This is a genomic window from Ehrlichia ruminantium, assembly GCF_009728835.1.
In the GTDB taxonomy this organism is placed as follows: domain Bacteria; phylum Pseudomonadota; class Alphaproteobacteria; order Rickettsiales; family Anaplasmataceae; genus Ehrlichia; species Ehrlichia ruminantium_B.
In genome coordinates, this window is sequence record NZ_CP033455.1 from 506,822 (window position 1) to 521,910 (window position 15,089).

13 protein-coding genes are annotated in these 15,089 nt (G+C 28.0%); 6 read left to right on the top strand and 7 right to left on the bottom strand.

The window, feature by feature from the left end:
- Nucleotides 1-587 precede the first annotated feature (587 nt).
- The 5 genes from EDL80_RS01635 (at nt 588) to ccmE (ending at nt 4,406) form a co-directional block, all read left to right on the top strand.
- A complete protein-coding gene (locus tag EDL80_RS01635; protein WP_158406469.1) occupies nt 588-1,373 on the top strand; it encodes a TatD family hydrolase in 786 nt (261 codons plus the stop codon).
- A 410-nt stretch (nt 1,374-1,783) separates the two neighbouring features.
- Nucleotides 1,784-2,479, top strand: coding sequence for an orotidine-5'-phosphate decarboxylase (pyrF, locus tag EDL80_RS01640; RefSeq protein WP_158406470.1), 696 nt, complete (start codon nt 1,784-1,786; stop codon nt 2,477-2,479).
- A 634-nt stretch (nt 2,480-3,113) separates the two neighbouring features.
- Nucleotides 3,114-3,884 (top strand): 5'/3'-nucleotidase SurE, encoded by a 771-nt coding sequence (gene surE, locus EDL80_RS01645; RefSeq protein ID WP_158406471.1) that lies wholly within the window; start codon nt 3,114-3,116, stop codon nt 3,882-3,884.
- On the top strand, nt 3,881-4,009 hold the full coding sequence (locus tag EDL80_RS05100) for a hypothetical protein (RefSeq protein WP_269144132.1): 129 nt from the start codon (nt 3,881-3,883) through the stop codon (nt 4,007-4,009). Before surE ends, EDL80_RS05100 begins: the two co-directional genes overlap by 4 nt.
- Nucleotides 3,999-4,406 (top strand): cytochrome c maturation protein CcmE, encoded by a 408-nt coding sequence (ccmE, locus tag EDL80_RS01650; RefSeq protein WP_158406472.1) that lies wholly within the window; start codon nt 3,999-4,001, stop codon nt 4,404-4,406. The genes EDL80_RS05100 and ccmE overlap by 11 nt, the downstream gene beginning before the upstream one ends.
- 1,403 nt (nt 4,407-5,809) lie before the next feature.
- On the opposite strand, the gene EDL80_RS01655 is transcribed toward ccmE, so the two are convergent.
- Nucleotides 5,810-6,385: an NADH-quinone oxidoreductase subunit C gene (locus EDL80_RS01655; protein WP_158406473.1), complete on the bottom strand. Its 576-nt coding sequence runs from the start codon at nt 6,383-6,385 to the stop codon at nt 5,810-5,812.
- A gap of 258 nt (nt 6,386-6,643) precedes the next feature.
- On the opposite strand from EDL80_RS01655, the gene EDL80_RS01660 reads away from it, so the two are divergent.
- Nucleotides 6,644-6,790 carry a hypothetical protein gene (locus EDL80_RS01660; protein WP_158406474.1) on the top strand — a complete coding sequence of 49 codons (147 nt, stop codon included), beginning with the start codon at nt 6,644-6,646 and terminating at the stop codon, nt 6,788-6,790.
- A 755-nt stretch (nt 6,791-7,545) separates the two neighbouring features.
- Here the strand turns inward: EDL80_RS01660 and EDL80_RS01665 are convergent.
- The 6 genes from EDL80_RS01665 to yidC all read right to left on the bottom strand — a co-directional run bounded on the left by EDL80_RS01665 (nt 7,546) and on the right by yidC (nt 15,087).
- Nucleotides 7,546-8,079 carry a NuoB/complex I 20 kDa subunit family protein gene (locus EDL80_RS01665; RefSeq protein WP_158406475.1) on the bottom strand — a complete coding sequence of 178 codons (534 nt, stop codon included), beginning with the start codon at nt 8,077-8,079 and terminating at the stop codon, nt 7,546-7,548.
- Between the two features lie 6 nt (nt 8,080-8,085).
- Nucleotides 8,086-8,457, bottom strand: a complete 372-nt coding sequence (locus EDL80_RS01670) for an NADH-quinone oxidoreductase subunit A (protein ID WP_158406476.1) — start codon at nt 8,455-8,457, stop codon at nt 8,086-8,088.
- Between the two features lie 830 nt (nt 8,458-9,287).
- Entirely contained in the window at nt 9,288-12,164 is a 2,877-nt protein-coding gene (gene uvrA, locus EDL80_RS01675) for an excinuclease ABC subunit UvrA (protein ID WP_158406477.1), read from the bottom strand.
- 192 nt (nt 12,165-12,356) lie between these two features.
- Complete coding sequence (locus tag EDL80_RS01680) at nt 12,357-12,881, bottom strand: transcription antitermination protein NusB (protein WP_158406478.1); 525 nt, start codon at nt 12,879-12,881, stop codon at nt 12,357-12,359.
- 4 nt (nt 12,882-12,885) lie between these two features.
- Entirely contained in the window at nt 12,886-13,335 is a 450-nt protein-coding gene (locus tag EDL80_RS01685) for a 6,7-dimethyl-8-ribityllumazine synthase (RefSeq protein WP_158406479.1), read from the bottom strand.
- Between the two features lie 18 nt (nt 13,336-13,353).
- A complete protein-coding gene (gene yidC / locus EDL80_RS01690) occupies nt 13,354-15,087 on the bottom strand; it encodes a membrane protein insertase YidC (protein ID WP_158406480.1) in 1,734 nt (577 codons plus the stop codon).
- Nucleotides 15,088-15,089 lie beyond the last annotated feature (2 nt).

Here is a 15,089-nt window from a genome sequence, read left to right on the forward strand (position 1 = left end):
GGTTGTCTTGGAATTTTTTTAGGTTAATGGTGTTTATCTATAGATGATTTTATAAGTAAAAACAGATTTTTAGTATGTAACTTTGATTAATAATGCACACAAAGGTATTGATGTATGTACTTTTGTACAAAATACATATACCAAGGTACTGTATATTTACATAAGTTGAATCTTTATAAAAAGATATTTCATAATAAAGGTATGTTCTTATATATTATATTTTTTTTGTATAATTGACTGACTGTTAAATTTAGATTATGTAGTTTCAATGTTGTAAAGTATTTATCTTATATTCAATATATATTGTGGTGCTAGTTTATTTTTGAGTTAATATGGTATATTTTAATTGTATTATATATAGTTTGGGTATATAGTGCCGTTGTCTTTTGTAATGATAATATATTTATAGTTAATTCTATAGATAATGACATTTATTATATATTTTTAGTTAGTGTTGATATTTTACTTTATGTAATTGAAAGTTTATTGTAAATTATATCTTTTAATTAAATTTTGATTTTGTGCTTGTAATACGTATTAGTATTCGACTAAGATGGTTGTAATAATTGGTATTATGTTAAGTATATATGATTGTGGATTCACATTGTCATTTGAATTATTTTAATGTAGAGGAATTACCAGTTATAATTTCTAATGCTAAAGAAAATAATGTTAGTATTATGCAGACTGTATGTACTACCCTTACTGAATATGCTAACCTGAGAACAATATCGGAAAGTTATAAACAAGTTTATTTTTCAGTAGGTGTACATCCTACTAATAGTGCTGATGGTGAGTCTGTTTCAGTAGAGGAGCTTGTAAGTTTATCACACCATTCTAAGGTAATTGGTTTGGGCGAGACTGGTCTAGATTTTTATAAGTGTGGAGATGCGGTTAAGCAAGAAAAGAATTTTTTAGCTCATATAGATGCATCTAGAAGGACAGGATTGCCTGTAATCATTCATTCAAGAGATGCGGATAAAAGAATGATAGAGATCTTGGTATCAGAAATGAATGAAAAACCATTTTTGGGACTTATGCATTGTTTTGCATCTTCAGAAGAATTAGCGATAAAAGCTATTGAACTTGGTTTATATATTTCTTTTTCCGGGATAGTGACTTTTAAGAATGCAAAAGTTGTTCAGGAAGTTGCACGTTTTACTCCTAAAAATCGTGTATTAGTAGAAACGGATGCTCCATTTTTATCTCCTGAGCCATATCGTGGACAAAAAAATGAACCTGCGAGAACAAAATTTGTTGTACAATGTTTGGCGAAATTGTGGGATATAAGCATAGAGGAAGTAAGTAGTTTAACAACTGATAATTTTTTTAGGCTTTTTAAGAAATGTGCTGAACATTTTTATGCGTTATAGACTTGATAATTTATATATTGATTTGTGCAAGTGTTATTCAGTGACATTTTAGATATTTAAGTCAAGTTTGTAGATTACTTAATTATTGGTTTGAAACAATTGTAGTAATTAGGTTTTCTAAGGTTACTAAAAATATTTGTTTTTGATGTATAGTTAGTTACAACTTTAATTATATAACTAATATTTTGTAATCAAGTGTAAAGTATTTCTAGTATATATAGATTATATAGTGTAATGGTATTTTACTTTGAAATGTCAATATCTTAGTAAAATTAGTTGCTTAATATATTAGGTACATGTTTTGAATGGTCGTGTAAATTTGCTATTGTAAATGTTTGATGACTTAAAATATTAAAAGTGTAAAATGACTACAACTATTTGTATGTTTTTATATTTTAGAGAGTTTTTTTATGAAGCATAATCCAGTTATTTGTGCGGTAGATACTCATGATTTTGATAGGGCATTGCAGTTGACAAAGATGCTATATGGAAAAATATCTATGGTGAAACTAGGACTGGAGTTTTTTGTAACATATGGACTGTCTGGTGTACAAAAAATATCTGATTGTGGAATTCCAATATTTCTTGATTTAAAATTGCACGATATTCCTAATACTGTAAGTCAGGCTATATCAGTAATCAAGTCTTCTAATATTGCTATGCTTACTGTTCACATTAGTGGTGGTCAAGAAATGATGAAGAGAGCCATGGATGTTATCTTTGGTAGTACGCTGAAGATAATAGGTGTGACTGTACTTACAAGTATTGATGTTGATGATTTAGGGGAAGTGGGGATTAATAATTCTGCAGTGCAACAAGTTGTTTTGTTATCAAAACTTGCTCAAAAAGTGGGGTTACATGGTATAGTATGTTCTCCTCTTGAGGTAAAGGAAGTTCGTGCTCAATGTGATAGAGATCTGAAAGTTATAGTTCCAGGTATAAGGTTAGGAGATGACTACAATGATCAAAAAAGGACTGAACATCCTAGAAATGCAATATTGTCTGGAGCGGATTATTTAGTAATAGGACGTCCAATTACTACAAGTAGTGATCCGGTACAAATGATTGATACTATTCTTGCATCAATAGTAGATTTGTGCAATTGAAGATTGTAATACATAATTGATTAAAGGTAATTATGTAATTATTATGATAATTTTTTTGTATATTCTGAAATTCTATATTAAAGAATTGTTATTTATGGGACTAATATAAAAAAAATTTATTGCATAGTATATGTATACTGATTGTATGTTTGTTGTGTTTAAATAGTAAGAGTTAATATATATCTTAGTTGGTTGACATGTTGTTATGTATAAGTTTGAATTTTAATGTATTTTATGATGGAAATTTTATATGTAATATGAGTGTCAATATGTCTAGTGAAAAATTAAAAGTGGCACGTAAGAGTTTATTTATATATTATTTTTTCTGATTATAAATAGTATGTATTTTATAATGAGTTAGTTATCAGGATCAAATTATTTTAGTGTTTTTAAATATTAAATTTGTTATTAATTATATGAATTACTAATAGGTAGTTGTCATTTATAGATGATATACAATATAAAGCTATTAGTTTTTCGTGATATATGGTATTTATAACTGGTTCGAGAAAAGATATATTTATCTAGATATATATTAAGAACTAATTATAATATAATTGTGTTGTATAACATTGTGTAATGAATGTTATATTTATATTGTATAATCTAAATATAGTTAAGGAATAGAAGTACCATGAGGGTATTATTAAGTAATGATGATGGTTTTCATGCTAATGGCATAAAAACACTAAAGGAAATAGTAATAAGGTCCGGTATTGCATCAGAGGTATGGGTAGTTGCTCCACTGAATAATTGTAGTGGGTCTGGTAGGTCAGTAGGGTTAAATGTTGAAACGCAAGTTCATCAGGTAAGTGATACTGAATTTATTGTTAATAGTACACCATCTACAAGTGTTTTTCTTGCATTGATGAAGATTATGGATCATAAACCTGATTTAATTTTGTCTGGAATAAATCATGGTGTTAATATAGGAAATGATATATGGTATTCTGGAACTGTAGCTGCAGCAGCAGAAGGAGCTGCGGTTAATATTCCATCGATTGCAATTAGTCAAGAATATAATAGCAAGAGTGGAGAGATAAATTGGGTTAATCCTCAAAAATTTTTAAAACAGATTATAGAAATGTTAATGAACATTTCATTTTGGAATAAATCTACTGTTATGAACGTAAATTTTCCGTTGATGCCAGCAAAAGGTATTAAATTTACAAATCAAGGAAAGTACGTTCCATGTAATGAAATAGAAAAAAATGGGGATTCTAATAGCAATACATCTTATACAATTAGCAGAATTACTCCAGATAAAAAAAATAGAAGTCAATGTGATGGTAGTATTAAAGCTATTGATGAAGGATATATTACAATTACACCACTAAAATTTGATATGACAGATTTTGATATTTTAGAATCTTTAACTTCACTTAATGAGAGTTATACTATATGATTTTCTTAATTCTTGCTTATGTTATAAGTGCGGGCTTATTGGTTGGTTTAAGTGCTTTTATAGTTTGTGGTTATAGCAAAAGTAAAAAGGATTTGGAAAGTATTACTCAGAAAGATGAAACGTAGATATAAGAGATTGTGCATTATTATTATAGCGTTTAGTATTTTTGGTGCTTCTGTTATTTTTGTATTGGGTAAGTTAAGAAATAATGTATCTTTTTTCTATACGCCGACTGAAATATTATCAAATAGCTTGTATTCTAATAGATCTAATATTAGGGTAGGAGGTATGGTAGTGAAAGATACTGTACAAAAATATGATGATTCTATTGCTTTTCATATAACAGATTTAAAAAATTATATTAAAGTAACATATAAAGGAATATTGCCTCCTTTATTTTCAGAGGGTAGCTGGATAGTAGCAAAAGGAAGAATGGTGGATAATCAGTTTATTGCAAATGAAATTTTAGCTAAACATGATGAGAACTATATGCCTAATAAATTTAGGAAGAATAATTTGTAAGAATTATGTTATGGTTTGACCTACAAATTACTTTTATGCAGCCGTATTGTAGCTATTTTATGTACCTAATATAGGTATATAATGTATAAAGTATTGTGTTCTTAAATTCTATGTTTATGAGTATGTTATTATGATGATATACAAATAGTTACAGTTAATTTACACTTTTAATATTTTTAATCATAAAGTATTTATAACAGAAAACTTGCATCGCCAGTTACAGTATATACATGATATTTAATGGCTAATTTTACTGATATGTTAACATTTCAGAGAGAAACAGTATCACAGTATACAGTTTTGCAATTATGTAACTTCTATATACCTACAATGTTTGGACTTAATGATAAGATATTGGTGATGTAGCCAGAAATAATTATGTTATTTTAATCTTAGTTTGTATTAGTATTATTTCTTTCTAATGTTGCAGATAAATAAAATTCTTCATTATTATCAGTATTTCTTCCAGTGAGAATTATAACATCTCCTTGATGTTTAGGACTGCGAAGATAATAAAAGTTATGAAATAAAGTACTGAAAGCTTGCGGATCTACCAGATGACACAGGTATGATGTGAGTATATTGGTTATATTTCTATTTGATGTAACGAATGTATTGTCACTAGGGTCATATTCAAGTAATGAAGCGTTACATAAACAAAGGTGAGGATCTTTATCAGTATTAGTTTTAGCCCATTATGGATAGTTTTATAGTGGAAATGTATTTTTTGTGACTAATTATTATATCGCGAAAAATAAAAAGTTAGTTATAGAACTTACTGAATTTCTTTATTATTTTTTAAATACTTGATATAGTCTTATAATATATAGATATTATATTTTTAAAAATATTATTGTGGTGTTATTTTAGTGTGAATCTGTATTAGTAGAACTTATGGGTATTTTTATAATAGAATGTACTTTTTTTGTGTGATTATTATATAACTAAAAAGAACTAATATATTGAATTTACTGGTTTTTTATTTATGTTTATTGTAATCACTATGTTATGTATTCTTGTAACTGTGAAATATATTGTAAACATATTTGTGGTTACAATATGGTTATGTGCAACTCGTATGGCAGTAATGTTGTATCAGTCTACGAATAAATGTTTGTATATAGTGCTGAATATTTTAAGCTGATATAATTATTAAATTGCATATTAGTTAGTAAGTTTCTTGTTATTTTAGTATTAGCTTAAGTGAAGTAATGTGACAGTTGTAAGGTTACTCATTAGTTTATGTATATAAGAATACCACACTCAATAGTACCAATTATACAGTAATACGTTATTGTTAATATATTGTAGTACTGATAATGCTATTCATAAATTGCTATTGGACTAATGCGATATTTTGTTAAATGAAGTCTATCCAGTATTATCCCATATATGTAATTATGTTAGGTTTTGTGTTCTTTCCACGGAGATAGGAAATCAAATGACCGAAAATTTTGTTGTAGATTTACAGGTTCATATTTTACTTCCTTTTTTGATATGTCGTATCGTACTTCTTTATATCCACTTAAAGGAAAATCTTTAAGCATTGGATGACCAGAAAATCCATAATCTGTTAAAATTCTTCTTAGGTCTGGATTATTGCTAAATAGTATTCCATACATATCAAATACTTCTCGTTCAAACCATCCTGCAGCATTAAAGATATTAGTAATAGATGTGATATTTTCATTTTCATGTAATGGAACTTTACAACAAATTCTTATATTATGAATTATGCTCAACAGTGAATAAATTACGTCGAATCTTGCTTCTCTATGTGGGTAATCTACTGTGAAGATATCAATTAGGATTTGAAACTTGCACTTTTTGTCATTGCGTAAAAATAAAATGTGATCATAAATATTTTGTGGTGTTGAATGTAATATTAGTGTTATGTTATCTTGCATGGTGCATTTTACGTTTAAAGATGCATCAATATGTGTGATAATATCTTCAAGATTGCTATTGATATTTGACATTATATACCTATCTAATAATATATTTACGCAGCTATAAGTACTTTACTATATCTTATTTTTCTAAATTAAGATATTACATAGTGTTGTTGTATTTAATATATAATGTATGTAAATTATAATTGTGTGAATATTTGTTTGATAAAACAGGTGTAGTAGTATTCTAGTATAGATTATTTATTATATAATATTATGATAATTAGAAATAAATGTGTAATTATGTTATTGGCGTAATAATGCGTTTTTTGTCTGGAATAAGTCATGATATTAATATGTGGTGCTATAGGTTGCACTATAGCAGCTTCAGTATCAGGGTTTACTGTTAATATTTATCGATTACAATTAATCAAGAATGTTAAAATGGGCTTTTTTATTAGTATAGTTATAGATAGTACTCTTTATACTTAGTCTGCAGTTTTATTGTAAATAATTTTAAAGTTATCAAATCATTTATGTTTGTATGTATATATACAATAGAGTGTTGTATAATATGCTTGCAGTTCTGAATATATACAATATGTAGATTGAGTTTTTTGATGTTAGCTGGAGAAGCATATTATTTTGATTTGAAGTGGATTGTTGTGTTGCTTGTATAATGGTTTTGATATTCTACTTATATAGGATGTTTATATCATTGTTTAAGAATAATTACTTTGTTGAAAATTAGTAGTGCTGTTGTTTTTATGTGAGATAAATAATAGTTTTATTATAGATAGTATTTAATGTATAATTCTACAATTACCTTTGTGCTTGATTTGATAAACATATATGTCATTTATTTAAATGTAGTGAGTTTCTTGAAGTTTTGGTATAGCAGGAATTAATAAAACTGATATTTCTGTGTATTTTTTTAGCTGTAGCAAGGAGTGATTAGCAATATTAAATTTTCAATGTATATTTTATTTTGGGTGATTTGTTATTATATTAGGAATATGATCATTTAGTTATTTAATTTATTGTATCCTAGTATATAATAAGTTTTACTGTTGATAAATTTTCTAAAAGTCTTTTAAAAAGAATATTTTGGTATTTTTCATATAAATGTTAATTACCTAGTTATGCTATAGCATCAACTGAACGTGTCAATTGATGAATTTTCTACAAATTATTATAAAATAACAGAGTAATGTTTTTATTATACAGAAATTTAAATACTATATTTTTTATTTTGGCTTTTTTTCAGTAGAAGAAGCAGTTCTATTAATTTTTTGCTGTAGACATAGTATACCATATAGTAATGCTTCTGCTGTTGGCGGGCATCCTGGGACGTAGATGTCTACTGGAACTATGCGATCGCACCCTCTTACTACTGAATATGAGTAATGGTAATATCCTCCACCATTAGCGCAACTTCCCATTGAAATAACATACCGGGGTTCTGTCATTTGATCATATACTTTACGTAATGCAGGGGCCATTTTATTTGTTAGTGTTCCTGCGACAATCATGACATCTGCTTGTCTTGGACTTGCACGAAACATTACGCCATATCTATCTAAATCATATCTACTTGCTGCTGTGTGCATCATTTCTACAGCGCAACATGCTAACCCAAATGTCATTGGCCATAAAGAATTTGACCTTGCCCAACTTGACACATAGTTTATTAGGTCTGAGAACTTAGTCACCATAAACCCACGGTGATTATAGCTCTGCCAAAATTGGTTATTTAAAATAGAACTATGCTTATTTATCATATAAAATTACTCCCATTCTAATGCACCCTTACTCCACTCATATATAAATCCTATTATTAATATCACTAAGAATACCATCATAGACCAAAATCCACCTATGCCTATGTCTGAAAGACAGATAGACCATGGGAATAAAAATGCTACTTCAAGATCGAATATAATAAATAATATTGCTACTAGATAAAACCTGATATTAAAAGTTTTTCTTGAATTGCTAAGTGGTGTAAAACCACATTCATAAGACGAAAGTTTATGTGGGTCTGGATTTCTTGACGCTAAAAACATCGGTAATACGGAAAACAAGAACGATATAAAACCTGCTATTCCTAAGAAAATTAATATAGGAAAATATTCAGCAATATTAAAGGTTTGTGTCATATTATATACATTGGTAAATAATTCAATATTTATAGAGTTTCTATTATATGTCAATTTATTAACACATATACACACCTCTTACCGTTAAATCATACCACTAATTGTAAATGAAGTATAATTATAATTAGTATAAAAACAGCAAATAACATTTACTGTTAATTTTATATGATATATTGGAACAACTTACATTATTCGATTACCTGTTTATGATAATGTGTATAGCAACTATATAACATAGTTGCAAATATATTAATATTATATATTAAATACGTAAAGATATTTTATGTATTTTTTCCCTACTAAAACATATAATCTTTACATTATATAATTATATCATAATTTTATATAGCATAACTTTAATGGTGTACATTTTCTTGATGAAATGAAAATTGTCCTATTTTTTATTTACCATTTTTTAATGTTGTTCTCTGATTTGTATTTGATAGTACAACATAATTATAGTTTGATACTATAGTTTACTTTAAATTCCTGATAGTATATAAAAATGATTTAGTTATAAAAAATCATGCATTGTTTTGTATGATTATCCTATACTTATCTGATATTATATACTAAAGATTAAATCTGAATATTAGTTAGCCAATTGATATTTGTGTTTACCGTTTTTTTAATGTTGTTCTCTGATTTGTATTTGATAGTACAACGTGATTATAGTTTGGTACTATAGTTTACTTTAAATTCCTGATAGTATATAAAAATGATTTAGTTATTGAAAATCAGGTGTTGTTTTATGTGATTATCCTATGCTGATCTGATATTATATACTAAAGATTAGTTACGAATATTAATTAGCCAATTGATTTTGATCTCTACCATTCTAAATATTGTTTTAAATATTGTCCAGTTATACTATTGGGATTTTGTGCTATTTCTTGTGGGGTTCCGGTTGCTATAATTTGACCTCCTTCATCTCCTCCATTGGGGCCCATGTCTATTATATATTCTGCTGTTTTTATGACATGTAAGTTGTGTTCAATAACTATTATTGTATTACCTAAATCACAAAGCGTATGTAAAACATGTAGTAAGTTATTTATGTCTGCAAGATGTAATCCTGTAGTTGGTTCATCTAGTATATAGAGAGTTTTACCTGTAGCACGTTTTGATAATTCTCTAGATAATTTTATTCTTTGTGCTTCTCCTCCTGATAACGTATTGGATGTCTGTCCAATTTTTATATAGCCCATTCCTATGCTACGTAGGGAATCTAATTTTTCTTTAATTAATGGTAAGTCTATAAAAAATTCATATGCTTGATCAACTGTCATATTTAATACATCAGCTATTGATTTGCCTTCATATGTTACCTCTAAAGTTTCTTTATTATAACGCATCCCCTTGCATTGTTCACATTTTACTTGTACATCAGGTAGAAAATGCATTTCTATTTTTATTTGTCCATCGCCTTTGCATGCTTCGCATCTTCCTCCTTTTGAGTTGAAAGAAAACCTGCTTATGTTATACCCTCTTGCTTTAGATAGTGGCAATCCAGCAAACCATGATCTGATATGAGTGAATAATCCTATGTAAGTTGCAGGATTTGATAGAGGAGTTCTTCCAATAGGTGATTGATCTATTTGGATAATTTTATCTATATGTTCTAATCCTGATATAGAGGTACATTTATTATGTACCTGATTGATGTTATTTAATACATTAATAGCATATTTATATAGGGTATTAATTAGGGTAGATTTTCCACTTCCTGAGACTCCAGTAATGCATGTAAGAGCATTGAGAGGAATTTGTGCATCGATATTACGTAAATTGTTTTCATGTGCTCCGGTAATTTTAATCCATTGGTTGAAAGTTTTGTTCTTTTTAAAGTAAGGTATAGTTTTTTTGTGACTTAGATACTGTCCAGTAATGCTATTGTCGTTATTTAATATGTCTTGTAGAGTACCATTTGCTATTATACATCCTCCATTTTGTCCTGCTCCAGGTCCCATATCTATAATGTAATCTGCACTTTCTATAGTTTCTTCGTCATGTTCAACGACAATTACTGTATTTCCTATGTCACGTAAATTTTTTAAGGTACTAATTAGTAATGTATTGTCTTTTTGATGTAAACCTATTGATGGTTCGTCTAATACGTAAATTATTCCTGTTAGTCCTGATCCAATTTGTGAAGCTAATTTTATTCTCTGGCCTTCTCCTCCAGATAAAGTGCCTGATTCACGGTCAAGTGTTAAGTATCCTAAACCTATATTTTTGAGAAGTGTTAATTTTTTGATTAGTTCGTCTAGTAATTTTTGGGAAATGTCTTTTTGTTGTTTAGTAAGTTGATGTGGAAGAGATTTGCACCATGAAATTGCCTCTACTACAGATAATTTTGTTAGTTCTCCTATATGTTTGTTGTTAATTTTGATTGATAAAGCTTCGGGTCGTAATCTAAAGCCTTGGCATATGTTACATGTGTTTATAGATAAATATTGTTCAGCTAGCTTTTCAATTACTATGTCTTCTCTATTGTTTAGTATATTTATAATTCCTTCAAATTGTTTATTCTGAGAGTATTGATATTCCTTATTTTGGTAAGATATAGGTATTGGTATTCCATTAGTGCCAAATAAAATAATGTCTTGTATATCGTGATTAAGTTCTTTCCATGGTTTTGTGATGTCAAAATTATAATATTTTGCTAAAGATAAAATTATATTTGCGTAGTGATAGCTAAAATGAGAGTTAATTTTATGGTGGAGAGTTTGTAAATTAATAGGACCAATAGGGTGTATAGCTCCTTCTATAATCGATAAATTATCGTTAGCTATTATAAGTTTTTTATTTACACTATAAGTTTTTCCTATTCCTTCGCAATTTTTACATGAGCCATATGAAGTGTTAAATGAAAATAATCTTGGCTCTATTTCTTCTATACTAAAGCCTGTTTCAGGGCATGAAAAATTTTCTGAAAAAGTTAATATCTGATTTTTATAATATTGTTGATTATTATAACTTTGAGGTAAATTTAATATTTCAACATGAACTGTACCATTGCCTATCTTTAATGCAGTGATAATACTGTTACCTATAGTGTCTATAGAGCTTTCTGATAGTATTGTTTTTTCTACAATAACGCAAATGTTGTGTTTTTTATTTCTATCTAACTTGGGTATGTTATTAATCTCATATATTACGTCATTGATCTTTAGGTATTGATAATTCTGTTTTTTTATTTCAAGAATTTCCTTTTGATGTTCTCCCTTTTTATTTCTGATTAATGTTCCTGAAATTAGAATTTCTGTACCTAGTGGTATTTTTAATATGTTATCTATTATTTGGGATGTGGATTGTTTGGTTATTGGTAATCCGGTAGTAGGGGAATATAGAATTCCTATCTTAGAATACATCAACCTTAAGTAATCGTAAATTTCTGTAGCTGTTGATACAGTTGATCTTGAATTTCGTGATAAAGATTTTTGAGTGATTGCAATTGCTGGAGAAAGCCCTGTTATTGATTCAACATCTGGTTTTGCACATGAGTCGAGAAATTGACTAGCATAGGATGATAGATTTTCTACATATCTGCGCTGTCCTTCAGCGTATATTGTATCAAATGCTAAACTTGATTTTCCAGATCCACTTACTCCAGTTATTACTACTAGTTTATTTTTAGGTATATCTATGCAAATATTATGAAGATTATGTTCTTTGGCATTGCGTATACTAATAAAAGTAGCCATATTTTAAATTACCATAGTGACATCAAATTAAGCATTAAAGATACCATAATATATGAATAATACTAATTATTCACCTAAATTTTATATAAAATAAGATATATTTTCATTATGTGTCTAACTCATTTTGAATAATAATATATTTTTCGTGAATTATTTTCACTAGTCTGCTCTATATTTTTTGATTGAGTTACTTTAACTATTGTTGATTATAGTATGGTTTTCTGTTTTTTTAACGAGGAAGTTTATAGCATCACTATTAATAGGATGTTCTGTTAATTTTGCTTGATTGAGTATCGCATTGATGAAATTTACTTCTGTTCTTTCTAATATGTGACTTGCTATATTAACATATTCATTTATAATGATTACTCTGTCTGTTTTGGAACACATTAGCTCACAGATTGCAGTTTTAATAATAGATAAGCTAATAAGGTTTATACGCTCTATTGACCACTTTTCATTTAAAAGACTTGAAATGTTTGCATTAATCTTATTAAATGTTATTAGCATTGTACTAATTATCTTAAGTAGTAATTGATCATCTATGTACATTAAATTCAGTACTTCTTTCATTTCATATAAATAATCAATTAAACTATCAAGATCATTTATAGTGTAATTATTAAATGTCATCGCATAGGTACCCTGTACAGCAAGAAATCTTGTTGTTGTTTTTTTTGAATGCCAAGGCGATTGATAATGTATATTGTCTTCCATAATTTTAGCGTAAGAATTTCTTATGTAGGTTAACCATAGCTAATGCTGCTTTAGCAGCTTTTCCACCAACATTTTTTTTATTAATATCTGCTCTTGCCATTGCTAATTCTCGATTTTCAGCTGTAATTACACCAAAACCCATAGGTACAGCATGGTTAGCAGCAATTTCACTAAGAGATAAAGTAACCCCTTTGGAAACGTAATAATAATGGTCTGTTTCTCCTTTAATTACACAACCTAATCCAACGTAACCGTCGTAATGATATTTATCACTTAGGATTGCAAATACCATAGCTGCTGGTATTTCAAAAGATCCTGGAACATATACTACATCATGTTCTACAGGTTCTGAATGTTCTTGAAATGTAACAACTGCTGCATTTAACATTAGTTCTGTAATCTCAGAATAGAACTTTGATACTACAACTAGCATTTTTATTGTATTGTCAGACATATTAATCCTTTATTAGTTTTAAGTATGTTTTAAGTTTAACTTTCTTCCTATATAAGCTTTTATTATTAATTGTTGTATTATAGTAATAGAGTTACTACATATCCAATAAATAATTAACCCAGTTGGAAATGAGGAAAAAATAAATATGAAAGCATAGGGTAAAAATTTCATAAAATTTGCTTGGACTTTGTCTTTATCTTGATCTTGAGAAGAATGATTAGAAGTATTCATTTTTTGTTGAATAATCATAGTAATTCCTAAGACTACAGGTAAGATTCCAATACAAATTGGAGGGTTAAAATTTAATAAACCAAATAACGTTAAGATGTTTGCAGTATCAAAGTTTGATAGATCCTTTATCCATAAATAAAAGGGAGCATGTCTCATTTCTATTGTGACAAATAATACTTTATACAATGCAAAGAAAACCGGTATTTGTATTAGTATTGGAATGAATCCAGACATAGGATTTACATCATTCTTTTTAAATAGAAGTGATATTTCCTTACTCATTTTAGCATTATCGTTTTTATGTAATTCTTTTATTTTTAAAATTTCTGGTTGCAGATATTTTAGTTTGAACATTGAAACATAAGACTTATACGATAAAGGAAACATTATAAGTTTTATTACTATTGTTAATAGTAATATGGCCAATCCAAAATTTCCTATAAGATCATAAAAATACTCTAACAAAAGGAAAACAGGTTTTGTAATAAAATAAAGTATACCGAAATCTACTGCTTTATCAAATAAAGAGATATTTAAATCTTTTTTATAGTTATCTAATAGTTTTAATTCTTTTGCTCCAGCAAATAAATAGCTAGTACTGCTGGCTCTTTCATTTGGAGATGCGCTGTAATTATCATGACTGAAGTCTACTTGGAAACGATCTTCATTGTTATACTTACCATATTTTACATGAAAGTTTAACTTACTCTTTTTTTGTAATATATTTGGTACTAATGCTGTGAACCAATACTTATCAGCAATGCCAATCCATTGATTATCACTTATATTTTGTTGACTGATTTTGATATTTTTTTCTTTTATTATATTTTTATATGTCCATTCCTTTAGTGTATTACCAAAACTTCCTACAGCTCCCTCATGTGAAATCCAGTAAGATTTTCCTGTATTATGTCTCGACCGATTGATTCTCCCATAGGGAATTAAATTGATAGTATTATCAGTATTGTTAATGATAATTTGTTCTATTTTAAACATGTAATAATTGTCAAGAGTAACTTTGATTTGAAATATCACACCTTGTTGATTATCCCATGTTAAAGTGACGGTATTATCTGGGGACAAAACAGACTTATCTGATATCCAAACAGATGACTGGTTAGGTACAGCTATTTTATGCTGTGGATCTATCCATCCAAATTCTATAAAGTAAACACTTTCTGTATTTTCTGGTGATAGTAAGATTATTCCATCGGAATTATTATCTGGTGTAATATGGTAATTTTTAAATACTAGGTCATCAAGTTGTGCACCTTTTAATGAAATGGATCCATTGATCTTTTTATTTGATAGTTTAACACGTAGATTAGAATTGCTGTTTATAATCTCATTACGTGGCCTATATGTGAGTATATTATCAACTTCTGGAATCATCGAACTGGAATCTTCATCTTCTACAATATGTTGCTGTACTGTAAAAAACTTTTCATATACAAATCTCCACCCCATCATAATCAACACAGATAAAGCTACAGCTAGCACTAAATTGCGAATTTCTAACATAT

Excerpts from the sequence above, each read along its gene's own strand:
- EDL80_RS01635 (WP_158406469.1), top strand. The coding sequence starts at position 588 with ATGATTGTGGATTCACATTGTCATTTGAATTATTTTAATGTAGAGGAA.
- pyrF (WP_158406470.1), top strand. The coding sequence starts at position 1,784 with ATGAAGCATAATCCAGTTATTTGTGCGGTAGATACTCATGATTTTGAT.
- surE (WP_158406471.1), top strand. The coding sequence starts at position 3,114 with ATGAGGGTATTATTAAGTAATGATGATGGTTTTCATGCTAATGGCATA.
- EDL80_RS05100 (WP_269144132.1), top strand. The coding sequence starts at position 3,881 with ATGATTTTCTTAATTCTTGCTTATGTTATAAGTGCGGGCTTATTGGTT.
- ccmE (WP_158406472.1), top strand. The coding sequence starts at position 3,999 with ATGAAACGTAGATATAAGAGATTGTGCATTATTATTATAGCGTTTAGT.
- EDL80_RS01655 (WP_158406473.1), bottom strand. The coding sequence starts at position 6,385 with ATGTCAAATATCAATAGCAATCTTGAAGATATTATCACACATATTGAT.
- EDL80_RS01660 (WP_158406474.1), top strand. The coding sequence starts at position 6,644 with ATGATATTAATATGTGGTGCTATAGGTTGCACTATAGCAGCTTCAGTA.
- EDL80_RS01665 (WP_158406475.1), bottom strand. The coding sequence starts at position 8,079 with ATGATAAATAAGCATAGTTCTATTTTAAATAACCAATTTTGGCAGAGC.
- EDL80_RS01670 (WP_158406476.1), bottom strand. The coding sequence starts at position 8,457 with ATGACACAAACCTTTAATATTGCTGAATATTTTCCTATATTAATTTTC.
- uvrA (WP_158406477.1), bottom strand. The coding sequence starts at position 12,164 with ATGGCTACTTTTATTAGTATACGCAATGCCAAAGAACATAATCTTCAT.
- EDL80_RS01680 (WP_158406478.1), bottom strand. The coding sequence starts at position 12,881 with ATGGAAGACAATATACATTATCAATCGCCTTGGCATTCAAAAAAAACA.
- EDL80_RS01685 (WP_158406479.1), bottom strand. The coding sequence starts at position 13,335 with ATGTCTGACAATACAATAAAAATGCTAGTTGTAGTATCAAAGTTCTAT.
- yidC (WP_158406480.1), bottom strand. The coding sequence starts at position 15,087 with ATGTTAGAAATTCGCAATTTAGTGCTAGCTGTAGCTTTATCTGTGTTG.